The following is a 25,050-nucleotide window of genomic DNA, read 5'->3' on the forward strand; positions in this document are numbered from 1 at the left end:
ATCCGGTGAATATATAGAACAAGACTTTCAACTTACAGGTAATTTCATGAGTGATTCATACAATGTTCAAGAACTTAAAGCACAACTTCTATTAAACTTAAGATCTTGTCTTTTGTACTTGCTACCTAACGGAACTTTTCACAAAAATGAGTTTCAAGTAGGTGATATATGGGGTAATAAAGGAAAAAGTTTAAGAGTAGAACTAAGTGGCAGTAGAGCCGGGTTATGGAATGATTTTGCAACTGGAGAAGGTGGTGACATTATCGACCTTTGGGCAGCTGTACATAGAAAGAATGCAAGGACAGAGTTTCCTGAGGTAATAGCTTCAATAAGTGAATGGCTCGGAAATAATAAAAAATACAGAGAGAAACAATATGTTGATGAAGACTTTGAGAAATTCATTACCCAAAGTTGGAATTATTATGATGAAAATGGTCAGGTGATTGTAAAAGTTTATCGTTCTGATCCTCCTGGAAAGAAAAAAGTATACAAGCCTTTTGATATCAAACAATCTAAGTTTGCATCACCAGAAATAAGGCCTCTATATAATATTCCAGGAATCTTAAAGTCTGATAAAATTGTTCTGGTGGAAGGGGAAAAATGTGCAGAAGCGCTGATAGAGAAGGGAATAACTGCAACAACAGCGATGTCTGGAGCAAATGCACCTATTGAGAAAACTGATTGGACTCCGCTAAAAGGTAAACACATTATTATATGGCCAGATAATGATGAAGCAGGTAAGAAATATGCTAAAAATGCTGAAAAAAAGCTTTTAGAAATCGGAGTTGAATCACTTGTTGTTCTTAATATTCCACAAAATAAAACAAAAGGCTGGGATGCTGCTGATTGTGTAGAGGAAGGAATAAATGTTAAAGAATTTTTAGCTTCAACTGCACTTACTACTAATACTCTAAGTACAAAAAGTTTGATTTCATTTTCTGCAAGGCAATACTTTAACGATAAATCACCGATGCCAGAAGATATAGTTGCTCCTCGAATTTTAACTCCAAGTGGACTTTTAGTGTTTGCTGGAGCACCTAAAGTAGGAAAAAGTGACTTTTTAATTTCTTGGCTAATTTACATGGCAGCAGGAGTTCAATTTCTTGATATGGTACCTAAAAGGCCTTTGAGGATCTTTTATCTTCAAACTGAAATTGGCTATCACTATATGCGTGAACGTCTACAGCAACTAAAAATCAATGAAGAACTGCTTGAGATTGCTTTGGATAACTTAGTCATTACACCTCAAACAAAGCTACTCTTAAATGATGATAGTATAGATGAAGTTCTTGGTGAAATAAAGAAATCATTTGGTTCAAATATCGTTGATGTTATAGCTATTGATCCACTACGTAACGTTTTTGATGCTGGCGAGAACAGTAGTGAAAATGATAACAATGCTATGCTATTTTTCCTGCAAGAAAGAGTTGAAAAATTGAGAGCGTTAGTTAATCCGAATGCAGGAGTCATTTTAGTACATCACACGAAGAAGATGCAAAAGAAATCATTAGAAGAAGATCCTTTTCAGAGTTTCAGTGGTGCTGGTTCATTAAGAAGCTTTTATACTACGGGAATGATAATGTTTAAGCCAGATGAACGGCAAAGTAGTCGTCAACTGATGTTTGAATTACGTAATGGTCATGCTATTCCATCAAAATATATAGATAAAATTAATAACTGCTGGCATATGATTGATTATGAATCACAGAGGCTTATAAATAAAGGTTATGGTCAAAAGTTAGATGCAGAACGTTCTCGTAGACATGATGTTATTTTGCAGTTGATTTATGAAGAAGCACGAGAAAAAGGAAAAGTATATACAATTAATTCATTCTGTCAGATATTTGAAGGTAAAGCAGGTCTTGGTAGTCAGCATTCTATTCGTAACCGTATCGATGTGCTTGCTGCAAAAGGTTATATAAAATTCAACAGAGAAGGTAAAAATGCTGCAAGAACAAAATATGGAATACTTTGTGTTGAAGGTATGGAAAAAAGAGTAACAAATCAACTAAACAAGAATGTTATAGTCTATGAAAAGATTTTACCTACTGATTACAAATCATCGGAAAGTGAGGATGTTGTTCCAGAAGAAAATCCAAATATTTGGGTTTATAACGATCAAATTTTAGATATCTAGAACTTTTTCACTAAAATTCTTTATTACTTAAATATTTCAGTTTTCAGTCTTGGCCAGTTTTTGTCAGAATGTGTTCAGTCTACGAAGTCAGAATTTGTTAATAATTAAAAAGTACTAGATTTTCAATAGTTTAAGAAATCGTCAGACTGTGAAATCGTAGACTGAAAAAAGAGATAAAAGGCTAGAAATATAGAGGGTTTTGTCCGATTTTCAGTTTTCAAAATAACTCCTATTATTATAAATAATAATATTAAGTAGTATGAATTAACACATACTACCTTTAGCTTTTAGCTTACTACAAAATCTCAATAGACAAAAATATGAAAAACCTACTATTGCATTTTGGATAACCTAAAAAAAGATGAAAGATAAATGCTTACAAAAAACAAGATGGCTGATAATAGCGTTTTAAAAAGATTCTACGACTTCAGGGTACAATTGTACAACTAGGACCCAAGTTACTCATGTGAGGTAGCTTAAAACTCGATTAAGAGCCATTTTTAAATTATTTCTTACCTTAAACTTTGACTTGCTACAAAAAACCTTGTTTTATTTTATCATATTTTTTATTTATTGTAAAATATTTTTTCAAAAAAGTGAACGGTTTGTGTAATTTCGGTGAAACAAGAGCTGGTTATTTTGGAGGTCTTATTGAAAGATAACGACTTTTATTTAAAACTCTTAAGGAAATATTTCAGATAATCTCTATAAACAAATTGTAGGTGAAGATAAAGAAAAAAGTTTGAAATTGCTGCAAACATAAGCTACAAAACCCTCTCAATAGTTCAAGATGGAGACAAAGATCAAAATTTATTTATTTACGTCTCCAGGTTTATCTAGTATAATGGAGACAAAATTTCTACTATATTATTGGTAGATAAAAAGCAGAGATACGGGGCTTTCTAAAGGGTGGGGACAATTTTTCACCCCCCTTGAAATTAAAACAAAAGGTGATAGACAAGATGTCAAACACAGATAGCTCAACTACAAGCTGGTTTTTGTTGTAGTTATTTTCTCACTTTCTTTACTTAATTCATCAAAGTCAGATTCATGTTTGTATAACTCTATACTTTTCGTATTCTCCTTCAGCTAGAGCTTTTGCAACTTCAGCACTAACTTTACCAGCATCTTTAAGTACTTCATAATCATTGAACAATAGAAATGCATCCAACTTTTCAACCCAATTCTGCATTTTCATTAGCCGATGCTTTCTTGCTTGAAGTTCCGCATAATCTAGGAAACAATATGCACTCAACTCTTTTTCAGTCAAGTAGTTTTTTGCAGTACTCACATCACTCTTATGAATTTTGTTGCCAGAACCATCTTTCCATGTAGTTAGCCCAATATTTGGTTTTTTGTGGTCAACTCGAGAGCTCTGCTGCAGTTAGGCCATCAATATAATTTATTCTGTACTTTTGCATAAAATTGTTTTGTTATTTCTGAATTTGGATCATAGTCTGCAGAGCATTCAGCATAAATGTCAGTAATCTTCTGGTAAAACCTACGTTCGGATGCTCCTGATTTTTTCAAGTAATTCATTGAAGTAGTCTTTGCCAAACTTTGGGCCGTTTTTTAGCCGTTCGCTATCTAATGCAAATCCTTTGATCTTTAAAATTTTCGTAGCCCATACTCTAAAAGATGTAGCCTTTTTAGAATTAACTCGATAACCAATAGCTATCCAAATTATAAAATTGTGTAGGGTACTGTTTACCATCTTCAGCAGTATTCCGGAAAATCCGGATAACTGAATCTTTATCTAACTCTTGACTAGCAAATATGTTCTGTAAGTGCTCACTAATTGTTCTAATGTTAACACCAAATAACTCCGCCATTCTTTTTTGTGTAAGTCAAATGTTTTCATCTCGATACAAAACATCAATTCTTACGTCTCCATCTGGAGTTGTATATAATAAAATTTCGTTTCCATTTATTATCATATCTGCTCTACCTTACTTCAAGTAGCATATAGGTTATTTGTAAAAAAGACAAGCAACTGTAAAACTCTAAAAATAGAGGACTATCTGCTTTATTCTTTAGCTGATAAGCAGTTTTAAAATTATTTTAACTTTTTTTTAGAAAATCCCCGGAAAAAGTAGTAAGAAATCCGGTATATATATATAATAGAAGGGTATTGATATAGTTTGTGGATGCGCTTCAAATACAAAAGCTTTAAGTGTCAATTCAAAACTCGGCAAACAAACATTGAGTATACTTGTATTTTTTTAGATGAGGTAAAAACTTCATTTTAAAGCTAGATGTAATTTTATAGTCAAATCTTAGCACTTCATCAAAGAATGCACGTAGTACCCTTTAAAACTTAATTAAATGGTATTCTTAGTAATCTTACTGTTACAAAACGAACTTGCGAGCAACGGTTTTTATCCTTTGCAAAAAAAATTGAACAGTTTTCGTAATTTTGGTGAATATATAATAAGAAAACAACTTTCTGCAGTAGCACATAATTCTCGAATTTCCGTTGTTGGTCTACAAAAACCTATGAATTTCTAGTGTATTTTGCAGAAACCAGACGATATTTTAGAGTAAGTGCTACTTGTAATTTTAATAATAGCAAATGTCAATCCTAACACTCGACCTCGGCAAACAAACGGGCTGGGCAATTCTAACAGATGGAATAATTGAAAGTGGGAGCAAAAGTTTTCATGGTAGCCGTTTCAGTGGAGGTGGAATGTGTTTCTTAAACTTTCGTAATTGGCTTAATTCTTTGAAACATGAGTTCACTGCAGTGTATTTTGAAGAAGTGAGAAGACATCTAGGAACTGATGCAGCGCATTGCTACGGTGGTTTTCTTGCAGTTCTCTCTGCTTGGTGTGAGGAGAACAATATTCCCTATCAAGGTGTTAATGTTAAAACTATAAAACGCTTTATAGCAGGCAAGGGCAATGCAAGTAAGAGTGAAGTTATTGAAGCGATACGTGAAAAAAGTTTTTCACCTAGAGATGATAATGAGGCAGATGCTTTGGCATTAATGTTCTACGCTATGAATTTTAGTAAAGATTTTAACACATTAAAAATACCATAAAAGTGGGTCCTTTCGGCCATACTGGCGGGTTTGGTGGGTCAGACCCCAGGCCTTCTTTAGTGTCAGAGATATTTTAAATATTAACTTTTTAATTATTAAGAATTTAAATTATATGAATTTAGCAATCCACTACTATCCTACTCGAAAATCTAGTCGAATATGAGCGTAATCCACGTAAAAATGACGATGTAGTAAATAGAATGTGTGCTTCAATCAGGGAATTCGGCTTTCGTATACCAATAGTTGCAAAAAGCGATGGTACTGTGGTTGATGGTCATTTAAGACTCAAAGCGGCAAGAAAACTTGGTATGGAAAGTATTCCAGTGGTCTTAAGTGATAATCTAAATGAACCACAAACCAAAGCTTTTCGATTACTGGCAAATCAATCAGCTAATTGGGCAAAGTGGGATGATGAGCTTTTAAAAGTGGAAATTCAAGAGTTAGAAGATTTACAGTTTGATCTTAAAATGACTGGATTTGAATTAGAAAAAGTTCAACATTTCCTTGATGATTTAGATAGTGAAAAAGAAGATCTTTCTGACTTAGCTATTGATGACAAACAAGTAACAAAACCAGGTGATCTATGGATTTTAGGTGATCATAGAATCTATTGTGGTGATAGCTCTGTAGTTGAATCATATAAAGCGCTGTTAGATGATAAAATGGCAGACATTACTGTTTGTGATCCTCCATATAATGTTGATTATGGTGGTAGCCAAGATAAAAAAATATTAAACGATAATCAAGGTGAAAAGTACGAACTTTTTCTCTACGATATCTGTTCCCATATTTTAGCATATACGAAAGGTGCAATTTACATTTGCATATCATCATCAGAGTTTTCAACGTTGCAAAAAGCATTTGAGGAGGCAGGAGGAAAATGGTCAACATTTATCATTTGGGCAAAGAATCATTTTACACTAGGCAGATCTGATTATCAGAGACAATATGAAGCAATGCTCTATGGATGGAAAAGCGGCAATAAACGTGAGTGGCATGGTGGTAGAAATCAAAGTGATCTGTGGTTTTATGATAAGCCAACACATAACTCATTACATCCAACAATGAAGCCAGTAGAGCTAATGGAGAGAGCAATAGTAAACAGCAGCAGATCAGGAGACATAGTACTTGATCCATTTAGCGGTTCTGGAAGTACACTGATTGCATGTGAGAGAACAGGAAGAATTTGTAGGACAATAGAGCTAGATTCAAAATTTGTAGATGTAACCATAAAACGTTGGCAAATATATACAGGAAGAGATGCCCTTTTAGCCAGTACTGGTAAAACTTTTGCAGAAATTCAAGAAGAAAATTCGTAAAAAGGAGCAAAAAGAGAGGAGGAAAAGAGTGGAAAAAATCAGCAGACGGAATGGGCAAGAGAGATAGGAGTATCAAAGCAATATGTCTGTTATTTAGTAAAAAAAGGAATAGTTAAGTTGGAGGATAGTTTGATCAATAGAGAACAAGCAAATGAAGCAGTAGCGGCAATAAGAGATCCAAGTCAGCCACTGAGGAGGAAAAATCCAGAAAACGAAAATACAAGTAACCTTTCCACGATGTTGCTAAAAACTCGAATAAAAAATGAAATGGAACGAGGTAAACTTCTTGAGGCAAAAGCTAGGGCTGAGATAGGAGAACTTGTAGCAGTAGAAGAAGTAAAGCGCGATGCATTTAATGTAGCAAGAGTTGTCCGTAATAATTTACTTAATATTCCAAATAGAGTTTCAGCATTGCTTGCATCACTAAGTGACACTGAAAAGATTCATATGGCGCTAACTGAAGAGATTACAAACTCATTACAAGAATTATCTAATACTAAATTTCAAATATAAGAAAGATTTTGAATATAAAATGGCTGATAACTTAAGTTTAGAGTTAATAAAGTGTCTCATTAATCAACCTGGATTAGATGTTAATGTTAGAGGATTAAATGGAAAAACCCCACTACATTGCGCTATAGAATTTGACGAATTAAGCATGGTGGATTTGTTACTCACAAAAAAGAATATTAATCCTTTTGTGGAGGATAATGAAGGTAAAACATCTCTTGATTACGCCAAAGAAGGGAAAAAGCAGAAATATTACAAGCGCTAATTAATAACAAGTACGGGTCAGAACAAGATAGTTTACTTCATTTAGCTGCAATGATAGGTGAAGTTAATGCAGTTAGATATTTGATAGGAAAAGGTATTGACGTTAATGTACGAAATGCTTTGCACCATACTCCATTACATCTAGCAGCAGGCATAGGACATGCAGAAGTTGTAAAGATTTTGATAAGAGAAGGAAAAGCTGAAATAGATGTCTTTGATGCACGAAATCAGACACCAATGCACTATGCAGTTAATAATAAAAAGTTGGAGATAGTAAAGTTACTGCTGAAGCTTGGAGCAGATGTGAATAGTGCACGCATGGGACAAAACTCAATGAAATTGTCACCTGTGCATATAGCTGTAAGTAATGCTAATTACGATGAAAGAGACTTATGTCTTGATATCCTCAAATCCTTAATAAAGGAGCCTAATGCTCAAGTAAATTTGCAGGACTACGAAAATAAAACACCACTACATTATGCTGAAAGACTGAAAACAATAGAAGTTTTACTAACGCGAGAAGATATAGACCCTCTGGTAAAAGACGATAGCGGTAAAACACCATTTGATTACGCTAAACCTGAGATAAAGAAGGCTTTGATGAGTAATAAATACGGTTCTGAAAAGAATAGTCTACTCCATTTAGCTGCACAAATGGGAGAAATTGAGCTTGTAGATGCAATTTTAAAAGAAGAAATCGATATTGATATTGTAAATAATAAAGGTTTATCACCGATTTACCTTGCTGCGGAAAAAGGGCATTTACATGTAGTAAAGTTATTGCTGAAAAAAGGGGCAAATTATACACCTGTTTTTCACTTAGCAATCAAATCAAACAATTTAGAGTTACTTAAAGTTTTGTTTACTGAAAAAAATGGGTCTTTGCTCTGCAGAGATACCGTTGTTAATTTTCCAACCCTTCATAATAAATATATAGCACAGAGAGAAATAGCAGATAAAAGGACGAAAAAACATAATAATATTATCTGCATCTATACTACAGTCAGCGCAATAGCAGTAGCAGTATATATAGGGTTGATAACAACAACAATAAGCAGTGCAATCATTTTTGCAACAATAACAGGGGTATTTGCGCTTGTTATAGCAATAATGATAAGTGAGATGAGCAAAAGATATATAGAAACGAATTTCAGAAAAAGATGTTTATGGAATTGGAGGAGTGTAGTTCTACTGTTAATGATGTTGAGATAGAACCAGTTATGAGTAGATGCAGACAATGATATACGCTAGAGCTTTTTCTGAAGGTTTAAGACCAGATCCGCAGCTTAAAGTGTCAGAGTGGGCGAATGAGTATCGAGTTTTAGCTCCAACTGCAGCATCAGAGCCAGGTAAATGGAGAACGGAAAGAACTCCTTATTTAAAAGAAATCATGGATTCACTATCTCCATCTTCACCAGCAGAGAAAATAGTATTCATGAAAGGAGCGCAGATTGGGGAACAGAAGCTGGTAACAATTGGATTGGCTACATCATAGATCAGACTCCTGGTCCAATGCTGGTAGTACAGCCAACAGTTGAAATGGGAAAGCGTTGGTCAAAGGGAAGATTTGCACCGTTAATAGAGAGTACACCATGTTTAAAAAGTAAAGTAAAAGACCCAAGGTCAAGAGATTCGGGCAATACTGTGCAAAGTAAGGAGTTTCCAGGTGGAATAGTAGTAATAACTGGAGCAAATAGCAGTGTAGGACTTCGTTCTATGCCAGTAAAATATCTCTTTCTTGATGAGATTGATGCCTATCCAGGAGATTCAGGAGGTGAAGGAGATCCAGTTTTACTCAGCATAGCTCGTACCAATACATTTGCACGGCGAAAGATTTTTTTAGTATCAACACCAACGATTCATGGAATAAGCAGAATTGAGAAAGAATTTGAAGCAACAGATAAGAGATATTTTTTTGTACCATGTCCGCATTGTAATTATTACCAAATATTAAAATGGTCACAAATAAAATGGGAAGATAAAAATCCAAATACAGCACACTATATATGTATAGAATGTGGTAAAAAGATAGAAAATCATCAAAAGACAGAGATGCTTGAGCGTGGAGAATGGAGGCCTACTAATAGAGTAAAAGGTGAGAAAAAAGGATTTCATCTTTCAAGTCTTTATAGTCCAGTTGGCTGGTATAGTTGGCAACAAGCAGTAGAGGATTTTCTCCATGCAAAGGAAAGTGAACAATTACTAAAGTTTGGATAAATACCACTTTAGGAGAAACTTGGGTAGATAAAGGAGAAGTACCTGATTGGAAGCAATTATTTAACAGGAGAGAATTTTTTCAGATTGGCACAGTACCAAGGAGAGAAGTGGTACTTACTGCAGGTGTTGATGTCCAAAAAGATCGTTTAGAAGTAGAAGTTGTAGCATGGGGAAAAAGCCGTGAAAGTTGGTCAATAGACTACCGAGTATTTGAAGGAGATACAGGAGGTAGGGAAGTATGGGGAAAACTCTCTGAGCTCTTAAATCATCATTTTATTGGTGAAAATGGGCTTGAATACATGATAAGCATGATGGCGGTTGATGCAGGGTATGCAACGCAGGAAGTGTATAATTGGGTAAGGAGTCATCAAGGCTCTGGAAGAGTAATGGCAGTAAAAGGTGTAAATAAAGCTCTAGTGCCACTTAGCAGCCCAAGTAGAGTAGATATAACAGTTGGTGGTCAAAAGCTGAAAAGAGGAATAAAGCTCTGGCCAGTTGGAGTATCGATATTAAAGTCAGAGCTTTTTCAATTACTTAATATTTTGAAAGAAGGTGAAGAAGCTCCAGCAGGATATTGTCATTTTCCTGAGTATGCACCTGAATATTTTAAGCAGCTAACGGCAGAGCAATTAGTCAGCAAGGTAGTAAAAGGATACACTAAACAAGAGTGGCAAAAGGTAAGAGAAAGAAATGAAGTACTGGATTGCCGAATTTATGCGAGAGCAGCATCTATTGCGCTTGGAATTGATCGTTGGCCAGAGAGTAAATGGAATAGTTTGAGTGGAAAAATGGAAAGCAAAAAGCCTAAAAAAGTAAGACAGAGTAAGTGGCTTGGTAATCAAAATGTACAGTGAAAAATATTTAACTCAAGTTGAGAAAGCAATTCAAAAACTGCAAAGCGGAGAAAGAGTTGTCTCAATTGCATATGGTGACCATGTTGTGCGGTACGGGGAAGTTCAAATAAAGGATTTATTGGAGCTCAGGCAACGAATAAAAGCGGGGTTAAAAGTTGCAGGCATGAGGCCAAAGAGGAAAATTGTTTTTTCAACGAGTAAAGGAATTTTATAAATGCTATTAAAAACCTTCAAACAATTATTCAACAAGCCAAAAATCAAAAGTTCAGCCTGGGATGCAGCAGGCTCAGGAAGAAGATTTTTTCACTTTCAACCAGAGTTAGGAAGTATAAACAATTTGCTGTCTCAAAACCTTGAAGCTTTACGTAGTAGATCACGTGATATGGTGAGAAAAAATCCTTACGCTGCAAATATAATTGATACGATAGTAAGTAACTCTATTGGAACAGGAATAAAACCACAATCAAAAGCAAGAGATGGAGAATTTCGAAAGAAAGTACAAGAATTATGGCTAAAATGGACAGATGAAGCAGACAGTAACGGAGTAAGTGATTTTTATGGATTACAAGCTCTAGTGTGCAGAAGTATGATAGAGGGAGGAGAATGTTTTGTACGTTTAAGAACGAGAAAGCTGGAAGATAGATTTTCTGTACCATTACAACTGCAAGTACTTGAGTCTGAACATTTAGATAATAAAACAAATCAAACTTTAGGAAATGGTAATGTAATAAGAAACGGGATTGAGTTTAACAGGCTTGGGCAAAGAGAAGCATACTACCTATTTAAAGAACACCCTGGTGAAAGTATGTTTGGAGAATCAGTGAGAGTGCCAGCAAATGATGTTTTACATATTTACAGACCACTAAGACCTGGGCAAGTTAGAGGGGAGCCTTGGCTTTCTAATATACTGCTGAAGCTTTATGAGCTTGATCAATATGATGATGCAGAGCTGGTGAGAAAGAAAACTGCAGCAATGTTTGCTGGATTTATTACGAGACTCGATCCAGAAGCAAATATCATGGGAGAAGGTGAAGCAAGTGAGCAAGGAGTAGCACTATCTGGCCTGGAACCTGGAACAATGCAGCTTTTAGACCCAGGAGAGGACATAAAATTTTCAGAGCCATCAGATGTTGGAGGAAGTTATGAAGCATTCATGAGACAGCAACTGAGGGCAATAGCAATAGGTACGGGAATAACATATGAGCAGCTAACAGGAGATTTAACAGGTGTTAATTATTCATCCATTCGAGCAGGGCTGATAGAGTTTCGCAGAAGGTGTGAAATGTTACAGCATAACGTGATAGTGTTCCAGTTTTGTAGACCTATTTGGAATAGATGGCTAGAATTAGCAGTGCTTTGTGGAGAACTGAGTATAGATGAAAAAGTAGTAAAAGCAGCGAAAGAAGAAGTAAAATGGATACCACAGGGATTTGATTGGGTGGATCCACTGAAAGATCAGCAAGCACAGCAAATGGCAGTAAGAAATGGATTTAAGAGTCGAGCAGAAGTAGTATCAGAAATGGGTTACGATGTTGAAGAAATTGATCAAGAAATAGCAGAAGATCAAAAGCGTGCAAATAGTCTCAATTTAATGTTTGACTCTGATTGTAAAGGGTTATGATGCTCTTAGGAAAACCATTAATGCTTGAGCCAAGAAGTTTTGAGCTATTGTCATTGAACAATCAAAAACATCCCACGTTTAAAAACATAAAGCACTCCATCAAAAGTAACGTAGAAAGAACTGCAATAATACCAATTCATGGAATTCTGACTAAAAAACCAGGAGCTTTTGACGTCTTTCTGGGAATGACATCATATGAGCAAATAGAAGAGCAAATTACACAAGCATTAGCAGATAGTAGCATAGAGACAATTATACTGGAAATAGACAGCCCAGGAGGAGAGGTAAACGGTATATTTGACCTGGCTGATTTTATTTATGAATCAAGAGCAAAAAAGAGAATTGTGGCATTAGCAAATGATGATGCATATTCTGCTGCGTACGCTATAGCCTCTAGCGCTGAGAAGATTTTTCTCACCCGCACTTCTGGTGTTGGCAGTATTGGAGTAATAGCAAGTCATATAGATCAAAGTGGGTTTGATGAAAAACAGGGAATAAAATACACCACAATCTTTGCTGGCAGTCGAAAGAATGATTTAAATCCGCATGAGCCAATGACGTCTGAAAGTCTGGAAAGCTTACAAAAAGAAGTAGACCGACTATATGAAATGTTTTTGCAGCTAATAGCAAGGAACAGAGGTCTTTCAATTGAAAAGATTCGATTAACAGAGGCAGGGCTATATTTTGGGGAGAAAGCAGTAGAAATAGGCCTTGCAGACGGAATGACAATTCTTTCATCTATTAATAAAAACAGGAGTATTACTATGAATGAACAAACTACAAATGACCTAGAAACTGATAATTTAACCAAGTATCGTACTGAAGTTCTTGAATTAATACGTTTATGTAATTTATCGAAGATGCCAGAAAAGATAGGAGAATTTATTGAGCAAAGTGTAAGTGTTGAGCAAGCTAGGGAAGTTTTAATGGAATTACTTGCAGAGAGAACAAAGAAGACAGAGATACTGAGTGCAATACCACAGAATTCAGGAGAAGAATTGATGATGCAGGTAGCGAAAAGTCGTAGGAGTTAAAGTATTTTTATAACCGCCGTATATAGCATTGATAAAAGCGGCGGTAAGCAGTTAAGGAGAGAAATTTATGAGTTGTATAAGCGAACAAAATAATCTGGGTGACTTATTAAAGTATGAGACATCAAGTCTATATTCAAGAGATCAGATAACAGTAGCAAAAGGGCAGAACCTAAAGCTTGGTACAGTAGTGGCTCTCGATAAAGATAGCATGGTTAAGATAATAAATCCAACTGCCACAGATGGTACACAAACAGCGATAGGTGCAGTAGTAAGTGATGTAAATGCGACAGAAAATGCTAAAGCAGTAATTATTACTCGTGGTGCAATACTAGCAGATCATGCAATTGTGTGGCCAGCAAATATCACTGAAGAGCAGAAAGCTGCAGCAATAAAGCAACTTGAAGCACGAGGGATCATTGTCCGCAAGGGAATTTAACTAAAATTAATAGGAAAAAAAGGAGAGAAAAAATGCAAAATCCATTTACAAATACAGCATTTAGCATGACGGCACTAACAAATGCGATGAATATATTGCCGATAAATTATGGACGAGTTGAAAATCTAAATTTGTTTCCAAGTAGGTCAGTAAGATTTAGACATATTACCATAGAAGAACACAACGGAGTATTAAGTTTATTACCAACGCAAGTACCAGGGGCGCCAGCAACAGTAGGAAAAGAGGAAAAAGAAAGGTAAGAACATTTACGATTCCACATATTCCGCATGATGATGTAGTGTTACCAGAGGAAGTACAGGGAATAAGGGCATTTGGATCAGAGAGTGAACTTAAAGCGCTGGCAGATGTAATAACCGATCATTTGCAATTGATGAGGAACAAACATGCAATAACATTAGAGCATTTGCGAATGGGAGCGCTGAAAGGAATAATTTTAGATGCAGATGGGTCAGAATTATTAAATTTGTACAACGAATTTGAAATCACGCCAAAAGTAGTAAATTTTGCCCTTGGAACAGCAACAACAGATGTAAAGCGTAAGTGTATGGAAGTACTCCGGCATATAGAAGATAATTAAGTGGTGAATATATGACAGGAGTACATGCCTTGGTAAGCCCTGAATTTTTTGATGCATTAACTTCGCATAGTAAAGTGAAAGAAGCATATGAAAGATGGCAAGAAGGAGCAGCGCTAAGGAACGACATGAGATCAGGATTTACATTTTGCGGAATAACATTTGAGGAATATAGAGGGCAAGCAACTGACCCTGAAGGAACAGTGAGAAGATTTATAGAAAGAGATACAGGGCACTGTTTTCCACTAGGAACAGCGAGCACATTTACAACATATTTTGCACCAGCAGACTTTAATGAGACAGTAAATACTCTTGGACAGCCACTCTATGCAAAACAAGAACCAAGGAGGTTTGATAGAGGAACTGATTTGCATACGCAGTCGAATCCATTGCCAATGTGCCATAGACCTGGCGTATTAGTAAAAGTCGCCATAGCTTAACATACTGGTAGAGTAATTACAAGTTGGTAAGGCATAAGAAGACTCTACTAGTATATACCTTGTTAGCATACTTATGAAAGAATGCAAGAGAATATTAAGAGATTACTAAAAGATTGTTTTGCCCATTTAGGAGAAGTGGCTTTATATAAATCAAAGGATAAGTCATATATGGTACAGGTATTAAAGCAACAGCCAGATAAATTATACGAGATTGGTAAGGACAATTTGTGGGAGAGATGCTTTTTCTTGAGGTAAGCATTTTTGATATACTGAGGCCAATTGTAGGAGATATTTTTGTTATAGGTGATCGCAAATACAAAATACACACACCACCACTTAGAGATAAATCTGGAATGGTCTGGCGAATCGAAGCGTATGGGGTGTAAAATGTCTGTTCATATAGAAGTTGAGGTAATAGAAAGTATTAAAGCTAAAAGAAGAAAAGTAGAATTAGCAATAGTGAGGCATTAAACAGAACGGCACTATGGTTAAAAGCGCAAGCAGCTAAGGAAATCAGTGAGGAAAAGAAGATAAAATTAAGTTTGATAAGAAAGAGATTAAGAATTTTTAAGGCGAAAACTAGCAGATTAGAAGTGTTAATTAGAGCAAATCTCTATGACATTAGAGCATCGGCAATTGGCAAAATACAAAAAACAAGAAGAGGATCGAAAGTAGGAAAGCATGAGTTTATAGGAGGATTTGCAGCAGTTATGCCAAAAGGAAATAGCGGTATGTTTAAACGTGAAGGAAGAGCAGCATTGCCAATAAAGGAAGTAAAACTACCGCTGGAACCTGAAGGCTCAAGAATAATAAAAGACCTTGTTAATTATGAGAGTGAGAGAGAGTTTGAGAAATACTTTAAGCATGAGCTAAACTATATTTTAAAGATATGACAAAGTTCTGGACAGATTTACATCAAGCAATTTGCAGCACACTGAAGGAAGAAATATCGGCTATACAGACATGTGAAATTTATCCATCGATAAGAAAAGAATTATTAGCGCCAGCGGTATTTGTAGAAGCTTGAGTTTAGAATCGGGGAAAGATCCTGGAACAGAAGAATTAGCCTTGAAAGCCAGGTTTGAAGCAAGGATTGTAGTTGATGGAACAGTCGAGGATTCCTCGGTAGTTGTCAGAATATTAGCAGCAGAAGTAGCAAGAGTAGTAAATAAAAATACTTGGAACGTGGAAAATGTTTCACCAGGAGAATTTATATCTGGGAAATGACGGATTTAGGCCAGAGTTAGATGCGTATTTAGTGTGGTTGATTGAATGGGTCCACTATCTGCATGTGGGAGAATCAGTCTGGTTAGAGGGAAAAATTAAGCCACATACAATAAACGTAGGAAATATAAATGTTGGATCATAGTTTTGCAATTTCAGAGCTAAATAGAAAATTAGCGAACATCATTCGTATAGGAGTGGTAAAAGAAATAGGTTATGAAAAAGCAAAAGTAAGAGTAAAAATAGGAGGTATTGTAACAGATTATCTGCCATGGATAACAAGCAAAGCAGGAAAAGATAGAGATTGGTCTCCGCCAGATATTGATGAACAAGTAATGGTATTTTCTCCTCTTGGTGAACTATCATTAGGAGTGATATTAGGAGGAATATATCAGGAAAAATACGCTGCACCAGAGAATAAAAAAGAAATAAATAGTGTGAAGTTTCAAGATGGAACAAAGTTTACATATGATAAAGGTAAGCATCATTTAGAGATTGAAGTAGCAGACAAAATAACACTGAAGGCTGGAGGATCGAGTATAGAAATGACAAAGAGCGAAATAAACCTAAAAGCAAAAAGAATAAATCTAAATTAAACGGAAAAGGAATGAATAAATCAGTTGTGCGGTTAGGGGATTATTGTATAGAAACAACACTGCATTTTTGCATTAGTGGGAGTAACAATGTTTTTGTAAATGGTAAGCCAGTTTGCCGGAAAAGAGATAATTTTACAGAAGGTAGAATATTAACTGAAGGATCAAAAACAGTGTTTGCAAATGGGTTTGGAGTGGGAAGAGTTGGTGATATGGTTTCTTGTGGTTCCAAGGTGATCAGTGGTAGCAGTAACATTTTTTCAGGATAAAATATGCTATACTTATCAAAAATAAAGTTATGAATATCGATATAACTACTAGTCTATTAGGAGACATTAGTAATTTAATAGATAGAGCAAAGAATCATCTTTCTGTTCAATTCAACTCTACTCTAGTATTGTTAAACTGGGAAATTGGCTCCAGAATTGATCAAGATATCCTAAAGCACAAACGTGCAGATTATGGGAAGCAAATCATCTCTCAACTTGCAAAAGAACTTCAGATTAAATATGGACGTGGATTTGATAGAACGTCATTATTTCGTATGGTACAATTTTCTAAATTCTTTCCTGATCAAGAGATTGTCGCGACACTGTCACAACAATTGAGTTGGTCACATTTTGTAGAAATTATTGCAATTTCTGATGAGCTGAAGCGTAATTATTATATAGAAATGTGTCGTATTGAAAGGTGGAGTGTTAGGGCACTACGTAGTAAAATCGATACTATGTTGTATGAACGTACAGCACTAGCAAAAAAACCTGAAGATTTCATAAGAAGGAGTATAAAAAATTTACGTGAAGAAAATATGTTAGCACCAGAATTCATTTTTCATGACCCATACTTCCTTAGCTTCATGGAATTGCCATCAAGTTATAGTGAGACTGATCTAGAAAATACAATCTTGGATGAACTGACAAAATTTTTACAAGAGTTTGGAAATGATTTTTGTTTTGTAACACGTCAAAAAAGGATGAGTACTAAAGCAACTGACAGGTATTTGGACCTGCTATTTTTTCACAGAGGATTAAAACGCCTTATAGCAATAGAACTAAAAATAGGTCGTTTTGAACCAGCTTATAAAGGACAGATGGAATGGTATTTAAATTGGTTGAATAAAAATGAACGAAAAGCAGGTGAAGAAAAGCCGTTAGGGATTATTTTATGTGCTGATAAGGATCAAGAAGATATAGAATATCTTGAACTTGAAGGCTCTAATATTCATGTTGCACAGTATTTAACACAGCTTCCTTCTAAAGAAATTCTTGAGAAGAAGTTGAGAAAGGCTATCTCTATAGCACGTGAAAAACATGCAAGTATTAAGTCAGAGCCATGAAAAATATATGCGAGGAATGGATGCTAAAACAGGAAAAACGTTAGAAGGAATAGAGCACTTAAAGCAGTCGATAATTGATATACTGACCACTCCTATTAACAGTAGAATAATGAGAAGAGATTATGGATCAAGATTATTTGAGTTAGTAGATAAGCCAATAAATAGGGATTTAACTTTGGAAATTTACGCAGCAACTGCAGAAGCTTTGGAAAAATGGGAAAAGAGGTTTAAATTGGAAAAAGTAAAAGTTGAAGGAATAAAAGAAGGGAGAGTAACATTGAATTTAGAAGGTGTCTATCTTTCAGAAGGTAAGTTCATAAATATTAATGGAGTAGTTGTTTAAAAATGCAGCAGCCAAACATTATCGAACCACTGAACTTTGAAGAGATTTTTTCTCGGATGAAGGAAGAGTTAGTGAAAAGTTTTACAGCATTAGTAGAAAGTGACCCAGCGATGAAGGTTTTGGAAGTTGCAGCATGGAGGGAATTACTACTCAGAGAAAGAATAAATGAAGCAATAAAAAGTAATTTACTTAAGTTTGCAACGGGAGAAGATCTTGATAATTTAGCTGAGTTTTATGGAGTGGAGAGGCAGAAAGAAGAAGAGGATGAACGATTTAGAAAAAGAATTAAAGCAAAGATAGTAGGCTCAAGCAAGGGAGGAAGCAAAGAATATTATCGTTATCATGCACTTTCGGCAGATAGAAGAGTAAAGGATGCGCTAGTAGAATCGCCTATACCAGGGAAAGTACAAATTTCAATCTTATCAACACAATTATCCACAACTGGCATGGTGTCAGAAGAACTACTTGAAATTGTAAAAAAGCAGGTTACTAGAGATGATATAAGGGTTTTAACCGATACAGTAACAGTGGTAGGTTGCAATATTACGGAAATAGATATTCACAGCAGGATCAGTGTTAATTCACAGGCACTACCAGAAATTATTGAAATAGCAAAGAAACAATTTATCGAAAAATTTGAGTTAGCAAAGAGATTGGGGTGGAGTGTGACAAGATCATGGATAATAGCGAATTTATTTGTAGATGGTGTAGAAAATGTGGAATTAATCGAGCCAAAAGAAGATGTTGTGGTGCTAGGTAATGAGTGTGCTGCTTTAAGAAACTTAGAGATTGGGTTGAATTAATGTTATTGCCACCAAATGCAACAAAACAGGAAAAAGCGCTAGTAGATGCAACGGATTATAAAGTTGATCCAAGTTGCATCAGAGGGTTTAAGTTTAGTCTTAAAGAAGAAACATTGCCGTGGTTGATTGAGGAATATGAATTGGGGAGATACTACGCTGGGTAAAAGATAAAAGAAGAGCGATAGTAGAAGGAGTAAAGTTTCAAAGACTACGTGGAACGCCTGCATCACTTAAAATAGCACTAAAATGGGCAAATATAGAAGATATTACAATTATCGAAGAACCATCTGGTAAACATTTTTTTGAACTGCAAATAGGAATAAAAGATGTTCCAAATGACTTTTTTGTAGATGCAGTAGTAGAACTTGCAAAACTATCACTACCAGCAAGATCGCGGCTAATGAGGATTTTCAATGATCACTATAATATTAGCAGATTTATTTTAGATGAAAGCTTTTTTGGAAGTTTGTTATCGGATTACTCAGGGATAAAAATTGAAAAAGACGGACCAGTATTATCGTTTGGAAGAGTAAATTTTTTCAGGTTCAGTGGTGAATCAATTAAGGTTATAGAGAGTTATCTACGCAACCATTATGAACAAGCGCTTAGTAATGATATATATCGGTTAGATGTAGCAGTACTTGGAGAAACAGAGCCTCATACGAAGGATTACAAAGGCATCTATGAAAGAAATCATCAGTGGTATAACTTAAAAGCACTATATCCATTACCACAGAATTTATTACCAGAAATAAAGTTTGCGAAAGCACAGATAGTATTATCTGATAGTTGGAGATTAGGAGAAATAAACGCATGCTTTCCAGTTGGTAGTGTAGAGGAAAAAGGGAATAAATTTGTATTGGAAAGCGATAAACTTTCAGGTCAACGTTGGAATTTAAAATATAAACCAATTTTAGGAAGGTTTAGCGTTATCCATGATTACAAAGTAGAAAATTATACCAATCAGCAGATCACAAGATATGGTTTAGCAGAACACAACGTTTACTATAAAAATGATTTAGAGCAGAAAGACTCAATACACGAATTAGAAAATCACATTTTAGTGTTTTATCCAGGAGTACTGAAATGGCACGAACATCGACATTTGCACAGAAGTTGGAAAGATAATCAAGCAATATGTGTAATAAGTTAAATACTTATATTTAGATCCTCATATATTATATTAATAATAGGTAAAAGTGTATGAAATAAAAAGAAAAGGACTTGCTTTCTCATGCTAAAAAGGACATGACTTGAATAGCAGCAGGTAAATATAAGAAATTTGTCTGGCGCTAGAAAAGCTAATTTTGTGAGGTAAGTATGAAGTTCAGTGAGGAAAAGGGAGAAGCTTTTAATAAGTCATTTTATGAATTATTAGAGAACTCGTTTAAGAATATTAATGAAAAAGATGAAAAAGGGGAAACAGTATTGCACCATGCAGTAGAAATCTCCGATTGCAAAACAGTGAAGTTATTAATAACAAAAGGAGCGGACATCAATGCAAGAGATAAAAAGGGTTATACACCACTGCACTGCGCAGTATTTGCGAGAAGTTTAGAAAATGTAAAAGTGCTGATCAGGGGAGGAGGAGAAATAAATGCCACTAAATATATCAACGGATGTACGCCACTGCACTCTGCATGTAGGCTAGGGGCAGGAATTGCAATAATAAAAGAGCTAGTAAAAGCAGGAGCTGGAGTTAATCAACTGGATAAATATGGTGCAACACCAATGTATTATATATGGGAGAGTGAAAGGTATGGCCTATGGGATAATGGAGAGAATGAAAAGGCGAGGAAATTTCTGGGAAAGCAAGGTGGAATAACAAAAAGTAGAAAACTGACGTGCTATGGAATAGAGGGTCTAGTGGGAGAAATAGCAGATATGTTGGATAGGAGCTATTTACCTGAGTTAAAAATAATAGAGATAGGAGAAATAAGGAAGAGAGACAAATCACTAATAAAGGAAGAATGTAAAAATTTAGCAAGCAAGATAATCAGCCAAGTGAATGAAATGATTGATGAAGTGGTGGAGGCAGACTTAAGCAAGATGTGGTGAGAAGGGAGCTCAAAAAGATGAGCAAAGAGTTTGGTTGCGAAAATTTCAAAGGGAAAGTGAGGTATGTTATGTCAAGGAAAGAAGCAAGGAATGTTTTTGATAGGTTATTGAAAGCATTATCAGAAAACAGGTTTCAACAAATAAATGAAAAAGACGCAGCAGGTTGCACAATATTGCACCGAGCAGCACAGGTGTCAGAGCCAGAAGTAATAAAGTTATTAATAGAAAAAGGTGCAGGTACAAACGATAGAAACAATAGAGGCGAGACACCGTTGCACCTAGCAGCGTTTTTAGGAAGAAGAAAAAATGTGAAAGTGCTGATAGAAGGAGGAGCTACAGTAAATGCAAAATCAAACAATAAAGCAGTACCACTACACTTAGCCTGTTTAGCAAGAAGAATAGGAACAATAGAAGAGCTGATAAATGCAGGAGGAGATCTTGATACAGTAGATAAATTTGGATGTAGCCCACTACACTATGCTAAAGTTTATAAAAGGGTAGCAAGTTTTCTAGAAAAGAAAGGTGTAAATATGAAAGAAATACCAGAAATGTACGATAGGGCAAAAGAGGCAATAGAGGAGATAATAGAGAAACGAAACGTGAATGAATTACAACTAAAGGAGGCGGATTTAATAGATTAAGCATATAGATTTATATCTTAATATAATATGTGGAAAAAATGTGTATATTTTGTAAAAAAAAACTTGCTTTTTATGCCAAAACAGCCATAAGTGAAAAAGTAGCTGGTAAACAAACAAGAATTATCAAGCGCTAAAGTGAGCCAAATTGGAGCCACTTTATATTGCATTAATAGCTGAGGAACGTTATGGTAAAATTTAGTAAGAAAGAAAGAGAAGAATTTAATAATTCATGGAAAGAAGTATTAGATAACTCAATAGAAGATATTAATAAAAAAGACACAAAAGGAAGGACGATATTGCATTACGCGGTGGGAATGCCAGATCCAAAAAAAGTTAGGTTATTAATCAAAAAGGGAGCAGATGTAGATGCAGCAGATGCCGGGAAATATAGACCACTGCACTTAGCAGTAATGGGACAACGTCTAGAAAATACAAAGGAGCTGATAAAGGCAGGAGCCGATGTAAACGCAGTGGAACGAAGTAGCAAATTTGCCGCGTTACATCTGGCATGCATGGTAGCAGAGATAAAAGTAGTAGAAGAGCTAGTAAAGGCGGGAGCGAATGTAGAGCAAAAGGATAAATCTGGCAAAACCCCAATGGATTATGCGAGAAATAATAAAGAGATAAAAGAAGTGTTAGAGAACGTAAAAATGGCAAATAAACAGAGGGAGTTTATAGAAAGAATAAGGGTTATATCGGAAAGTACAGCAGCAGGTGTGATAGTGGCAAAAGAAGAGGTAGAAACTATGGATGAAAAAGTGCTATGAGCCGTAACTTTTTTTTAAATTCAGAAGCTAGGATGGAAGAAATAGAAAAGAAAGTAATGAATTTAGAGAAAAAAGCGTTGGAAGAGCTGAGAAAAATATGGAAGAAGGTATATGGGAAAGAAGCGCCTAGATACTCAAAGAAATATCTGATACCAAGATTAGCTTATAGAATGCAAGAAAAAGCGTATGGAGAAATGTCAAGAAAAGTAGCAAAAAGACTAGAGTATCTGACAGATCGGCTAGAGAAGGGAAAAAGAATAAGTAGCGATAAATTACCAGTAGAAGGGACAGAATTAATACTAGAGAGAGGGGAAGAGACTCACGCGGTAATGGTAACAGATAAGGGTTTAATCTACAGAGAAGAGTTTTATACGTCATTATCAGCAGTGGCAGGAAAAATAATGGGAATGAGCTACAACGGACCTTTATTATTCGGGATGCGTGATAAAAGTGGAAATTGAGGAGAGAGAATGCTAAAAGAGGTAAGGTGTGCGATATATACAAGAAAATCAAATGAGGATGGACTAGAACAAAAGTTTAACAGTCTTGATGCACAGCGAGTAGCATGTGAAAAGTACATAAAGAGCAGAGAGGGCTGGGTAGCATTGGCAAGAAGGTACGATGATGGAGGATATTCAGGGAAAAATTTAGAAAGACCAGCGATAAAGGAATTATTTGAAGATGTAAAGGCAGGAGAAGTAGATTGTGTAGTAGTATATACATTAGATAGACTATCAAGGGAAACAAAAGATAGTATAGAAGTTACATCATTTTTTAGAAGGCACCGAGTAAATTTTATAGCAGTAACACAAATATTTGACAATAATACGCCAATGGGAAATTTTGTACAAACAGTGTTATCAGGAGCAGCACAACTAGAAAGAGAAATGATCGTAGAAAGGGTAAAAAATAAAATAGCATCATCAAAAGAGCAAGGGTTGTGGATGGGAGGAACTTTGCCGCTAGGGTATGATGTAAAAGATAAAGAATTAATAATAAATGAGAAAGAAGCAAAGACGGTGAAACATATATTTGAAAGATATTTGGAGCTGAGATCAATGGCAGAATTGGCAAGGGAGTTAAACAGCGAAGGGCACAGAACAAAGAGATTTGAAGCAAAATCGGGAAAAGTGTATGGAGGAGAGATATTTAAGAAAGCGACAGTAAGGAGAATAATAACAAATCCAGTATACATGGGAAAAATAAGGCATTATGATAAACAGTACGGAGGAAAGCATGAATCAATAGTAGAAGAAGAAAAATGGAAAAAAGCGCAAGAATTGATAAAGAATCAGCCATATAGAAAAGCAAAATATGAAGAAGCATTGCTAAAGGGAATAATAAAGTGCAAGAGCTGTAATGCAAATATGACGCTGACGTACGCAAAAAAGAGAATAAAAGGTATAGATATTACGTATGCAACAATCATTTAGTTGGAAAAAGCTGTGCGTCAAAGAGTCGGAATATAGTAGCCGGAGAAGTAGAAAAAGAAGTAATGAAGAGAGCAGAGCACCTATACAAAAATTGGCAAGAAAAAGCGGAAGAATGGGAAGAGTTAAGCTTCGGAAAACAGAAGGAAGTAGTAAAGAACTTAATAAGTGGGGTAATGGTAAGAGACGATGGAATAGTAGTAAGTTCTGAATCAGGAGAGATATTTATACCAATGAATTTAAAGAAGAAAGGAAACAAATGCACAGTAGTAGAACCAGAAGGAAAAACAAATAATGCGCTACTGAAAGCAGTGGTGAGAGCACACCTTTGGAAACGTCAGCTAGAAGAGGGCAAATATGGAAGTGTGAAAGAGCTGAGCGTTAAAATTAATATAGGTACAAGACGTATACAACAAATTTTAAGATTAAATTATTTAGCTCCAAAAATAAAGGAAGACATAATAAATGGGAGACAGCCAAGGGGTTTGAAGTTAGCTGACTTGAGGGAAATACCGATGTTATGGAGTGAGCAACTAGAGAAATTTTATGGATTAGCGGCGTAATTACACCATTTATAAAAACAACAAAAGGAGAGAAACTATGAACACCAAAACTATTGAAAGGTATTGCTGAGAAATAAGAAAGGTAGCCAAATTGCCGCTACTGCAGTTGATACAGAGGAATCAAGGACCTCTGATGTACCAAAAGATGTTGAGGTAAAAGAACAAACTAATGCTGAAAAAGCTACAGCTCAATTGTGTGAAAATATCAACGAAAATAGTGATGATCTTAATATACTTCAACCTACATGTGAAACCAGCGAAAAAGCCCAAAACTCCTCAATAGAAACGCCAAATGCCACTGACAGCCCCTCTTTAGCTGTATGTTTTGATGGCGATGCAACAGACAAAAAAGACAACCCATCAATAAAAACAACGCAGCAAAGACAAACAATCTTAACTGGTTTTGTTGGTACAGCGTTATTAGTGAGTAGTGTTGCTATATCCTGGAAATGCACGTTATAGCGGTAATTGGCGGGGATTGGCTTATGTAGGTTTTGCGCTGTACAATCTTTATAAAGCCCAATACTAAACTCGAAAAAGTTGAAGATGTAGAACAACTCACCACTCAGCCTTTTTTGAATCTGGCATAAAATGTGTATACTCGAAAAATATGAAAATTTTACTACTTGCTAACAAAACAATTGGCATTTTTGAAGTCCTTTACGCCGTTAAATCCACAGATTCATTTGCTAGGGTTTTTATGGGGTTTACAGAAATAGTTGTAAGAGATGACCTAAAAAGTACATCTAAAGCCTAAAATGCGATTGTAAGGTCACCTCTGAGGGTTATTTTTTTCTTTAACGTACTACAAAGTTTAAAAGAATA

18 protein-coding genes and 10 pseudogenes are annotated in these 25,050 nt (G+C 35.4%); 26 read left to right on the plus strand and 2 right to left on the minus strand.

Annotated features, from left to right (window positions below; genetic code table 11):
• Positions 1-46: 46 nt before the first annotated feature.
• On the plus strand, positions 47-2,137 hold the full coding sequence (locus tag NMD99_RS05410) for an AAA family ATPase (RefSeq protein ID WP_309165776.1): 2,091 nt from the start codon (positions 47-49) through the stop codon (positions 2,135-2,137).
• A gap of 1,048 nt (positions 2,138-3,185) precedes the next feature.
• On the opposite strand, the gene rhuM (NMD99_RS05415) is transcribed toward NMD99_RS05410, so the two are convergent.
• Positions 3,186-3,521 (minus strand): RhuM family protein, encoded by a 336-nt coding sequence (rhuM, locus tag NMD99_RS05415; RefSeq protein ID WP_309166950.1) that lies wholly within the window; start codon positions 3,519-3,521, stop codon positions 3,186-3,188.
• A gap of 8 nt (positions 3,522-3,529) precedes the next feature.
• Positions 3,530-3,851: pseudogene (gene rhuM / locus NMD99_RS05425) on the minus strand (RhuM family protein).
• Positions 3,852-4,709: 858 nt separating this feature from the next.
• Between rhuM (NMD99_RS05425) and NMD99_RS05430 the strand changes: the two are divergent.
• From NMD99_RS05430 to NMD99_RS05555, 25 genes and pseudogenes are all read left to right on the plus strand, one after another.
• Complete coding sequence (locus NMD99_RS05430) at positions 4,710-5,177, plus strand: crossover junction endodeoxyribonuclease RuvC (protein WP_309165781.1); 468 nt, start codon at positions 4,710-4,712, stop codon at positions 5,175-5,177.
• A 112-nt stretch (positions 5,178-5,289) separates the two neighbouring features.
• Positions 5,290-6,496, plus strand: a pseudogene (locus NMD99_RS05435) (DNA modification methylase).
• 63 nt (positions 6,497-6,559) lie between these two features.
• Entirely contained in the window at positions 6,560-7,009 is a 450-nt protein-coding gene (locus NMD99_RS05440) for a hypothetical protein (RefSeq protein ID WP_309166952.1), read from the plus strand.
• A gap of 19 nt (positions 7,010-7,028) precedes the next feature.
• Positions 7,029-8,511 (plus strand): annotated as a pseudogene (locus NMD99_RS05445) (ankyrin repeat domain-containing protein).
• A pseudogene (locus tag NMD99_RS05450) lies at positions 8,508-10,341 on the plus strand (phage terminase large subunit family protein). The pseudogenes NMD99_RS05445 and NMD99_RS05450 overlap by 4 nt, the downstream one beginning before the upstream one ends.
• Complete coding sequence (locus tag NMD99_RS05455) at positions 10,331-10,555, plus strand: gpW family head-tail joining protein (RefSeq protein WP_174516715.1); 225 nt, start codon at positions 10,331-10,333, stop codon at positions 10,553-10,555. Before NMD99_RS05450 ends, NMD99_RS05455 begins: the two are co-directional and overlap by 11 nt.
• On the plus strand, positions 10,556-11,962 hold the full coding sequence (locus NMD99_RS05460) for a phage portal protein (RefSeq protein ID WP_309165783.1): 1,407 nt from the start codon (positions 10,556-10,558) through the stop codon (positions 11,960-11,962).
• Entirely contained in the window at positions 11,962-12,996 is a 1,035-nt protein-coding gene (locus tag NMD99_RS05465; protein WP_309165785.1) for a S49 family peptidase, read from the plus strand. Before NMD99_RS05460 ends, NMD99_RS05465 begins: the two co-directional genes overlap by 1 nt.
• Positions 12,997-13,063: 67 nt before the next feature.
• Positions 13,064-13,432, plus strand: a complete 369-nt coding sequence (locus NMD99_RS05470) for a head decoration protein (protein WP_265016608.1) — start codon at positions 13,064-13,066, stop codon at positions 13,430-13,432.
• 86 nt (positions 13,433-13,518) lie between these two features.
• A pseudogene (locus NMD99_RS08135) lies at positions 13,519-14,467 on the plus strand (major capsid protein).
• Between the two features lie 81 nt (positions 14,468-14,548).
• Positions 14,549-14,853, plus strand: a pseudogene (locus NMD99_RS05485) (head-tail joining protein).
• A gap of 1 nt (position 14,854) precedes the next feature.
• Positions 14,855-15,360: pseudogene (locus NMD99_RS05490) on the plus strand (phage tail protein).
• A pseudogene (locus NMD99_RS05495) lies at positions 15,357-15,836 on the plus strand (hypothetical protein). Before NMD99_RS05490 ends, NMD99_RS05495 begins: the two co-directional pseudogenes overlap by 4 nt.
• Complete coding sequence (locus NMD99_RS05500) at positions 15,823-16,287, plus strand: phage baseplate assembly protein V (protein WP_309165788.1); 465 nt, start codon at positions 15,823-15,825, stop codon at positions 16,285-16,287. Before NMD99_RS05495 ends, NMD99_RS05500 begins: the two are co-directional and overlap by 14 nt.
• Positions 16,288-16,298: 11 nt before the next feature.
• Positions 16,299-16,553, plus strand: a complete 255-nt coding sequence (locus NMD99_RS05505; protein ID WP_309165789.1) for a PAAR domain-containing protein — start codon at positions 16,299-16,301, stop codon at positions 16,551-16,553.
• A 29-nt stretch (positions 16,554-16,582) separates the two neighbouring features.
• Positions 16,583-17,620 (plus strand): PDDEXK nuclease domain-containing protein, encoded by a 1,038-nt coding sequence (locus tag NMD99_RS05510; protein WP_309165791.1) that lies wholly within the window; start codon positions 16,583-16,585, stop codon positions 17,618-17,620.
• A 7-nt stretch (positions 17,621-17,627) separates the two neighbouring features.
• Positions 17,628-17,963 (plus strand): GPW/gp25 family protein, encoded by a 336-nt coding sequence (locus NMD99_RS05515; RefSeq protein WP_309166953.1) that lies wholly within the window; start codon positions 17,628-17,630, stop codon positions 17,961-17,963.
• A gap of 2 nt (positions 17,964-17,965) precedes the next feature.
• Positions 17,966-18,766 (plus strand): baseplate assembly protein, encoded by an 801-nt coding sequence (locus NMD99_RS05520; protein WP_309165793.1) that lies wholly within the window; start codon positions 17,966-17,968, stop codon positions 18,764-18,766.
• Positions 18,766-19,919, plus strand: a pseudogene (locus NMD99_RS05525) (phage tail protein). The gene NMD99_RS05520 and the pseudogene NMD99_RS05525 overlap by 1 nt, the downstream one beginning before the upstream one ends.
• 167 nt (positions 19,920-20,086) lie before the next feature.
• On the plus strand, positions 20,087-20,824 hold the full coding sequence (locus tag NMD99_RS05530; protein WP_309165795.1) for an ankyrin repeat domain-containing protein: 738 nt from the start codon (positions 20,087-20,089) through the stop codon (positions 20,822-20,824).
• A gap of 17 nt (positions 20,825-20,841) precedes the next feature.
• Complete coding sequence (locus tag NMD99_RS05535) at positions 20,842-21,465, plus strand: ankyrin repeat domain-containing protein (RefSeq protein ID WP_309165797.1); 624 nt, start codon at positions 20,842-20,844, stop codon at positions 21,463-21,465.
• Between the two features lie 185 nt (positions 21,466-21,650).
• A complete protein-coding gene (locus tag NMD99_RS05540; RefSeq protein ID WP_309165799.1) occupies positions 21,651-22,232 on the plus strand; it encodes an ankyrin repeat domain-containing protein in 582 nt (193 codons plus the stop codon).
• Between the two features lie 32 nt (positions 22,233-22,264).
• Complete coding sequence (locus tag NMD99_RS05545) at positions 22,265-22,693, plus strand: DUF2924 domain-containing protein (RefSeq protein WP_309166955.1); 429 nt, start codon at positions 22,265-22,267, stop codon at positions 22,691-22,693.
• Between the two features lie 9 nt (positions 22,694-22,702).
• Positions 22,703-24,225, plus strand: a pseudogene (locus NMD99_RS05550) (recombinase family protein).
• 63 nt (positions 24,226-24,288) lie between these two features.
• Positions 24,289-24,687 (plus strand): hypothetical protein, encoded by a 399-nt coding sequence (locus NMD99_RS05555; RefSeq protein WP_309165800.1) that lies wholly within the window; start codon positions 24,289-24,291, stop codon positions 24,685-24,687.
• Positions 24,688-25,050: the final 363 nt, after the last annotated feature.

The sequence above is a fragment of the Wolbachia endosymbiont of Listronotus oregonensis genome, from assembly GCF_031205055.1.
In the GTDB taxonomy this organism is placed as follows: domain Bacteria; phylum Pseudomonadota; class Alphaproteobacteria; order Rickettsiales; family Anaplasmataceae; genus Wolbachia.

Excerpts from the sequence above, each read along its gene's own strand:
- NMD99_RS05410 (WP_309165776.1), top strand. The coding sequence starts at position 47 with ATGAGTGATTCATACAATGTTCAAGAACTTAAAGCACAACTTCTATTA.
- NMD99_RS05430 (WP_309165781.1), top strand. The coding sequence starts at position 4,710 with ATGTCAATCCTAACACTCGACCTCGGCAAACAAACGGGCTGGGCAATT.
- NMD99_RS05455 (WP_174516715.1), top strand. The coding sequence starts at position 10,331 with ATGTACAGTGAAAAATATTTAACTCAAGTTGAGAAAGCAATTCAAAAA.
- NMD99_RS05460 (WP_309165783.1), top strand. The coding sequence starts at position 10,556 with ATGCTATTAAAAACCTTCAAACAATTATTCAACAAGCCAAAAATCAAA.
- NMD99_RS05465 (WP_309165785.1), top strand. The coding sequence starts at position 11,962 with ATGCTCTTAGGAAAACCATTAATGCTTGAGCCAAGAAGTTTTGAGCTA.
- NMD99_RS05470 (WP_265016608.1), top strand. The coding sequence starts at position 13,064 with ATGAGTTGTATAAGCGAACAAAATAATCTGGGTGACTTATTAAAGTAT.
- NMD99_RS05500 (WP_309165788.1), top strand. The coding sequence starts at position 15,823 with ATGTTGGATCATAGTTTTGCAATTTCAGAGCTAAATAGAAAATTAGCG.
- NMD99_RS05505 (WP_309165789.1), top strand. The coding sequence starts at position 16,299 with ATGAATAAATCAGTTGTGCGGTTAGGGGATTATTGTATAGAAACAACA.
- NMD99_RS05510 (WP_309165791.1), top strand. The coding sequence starts at position 16,583 with ATGAATATCGATATAACTACTAGTCTATTAGGAGACATTAGTAATTTA.
- NMD99_RS05515 (WP_309166953.1), top strand. The coding sequence starts at position 17,628 with ATGCGAGGAATGGATGCTAAAACAGGAAAAACGTTAGAAGGAATAGAG.
- NMD99_RS05520 (WP_309165793.1), top strand. The coding sequence starts at position 17,966 with ATGCAGCAGCCAAACATTATCGAACCACTGAACTTTGAAGAGATTTTT.
- NMD99_RS05530 (WP_309165795.1), top strand. The coding sequence starts at position 20,087 with ATGAAGTTCAGTGAGGAAAAGGGAGAAGCTTTTAATAAGTCATTTTAT.
- NMD99_RS05535 (WP_309165797.1), top strand. The coding sequence starts at position 20,842 with ATGAGCAAAGAGTTTGGTTGCGAAAATTTCAAAGGGAAAGTGAGGTAT.
- NMD99_RS05540 (WP_309165799.1), top strand. The coding sequence starts at position 21,651 with ATGGTAAAATTTAGTAAGAAAGAAAGAGAAGAATTTAATAATTCATGG.
- NMD99_RS05545 (WP_309166955.1), top strand. The coding sequence starts at position 22,265 with ATGGAAGAAATAGAAAAGAAAGTAATGAATTTAGAGAAAAAAGCGTTG.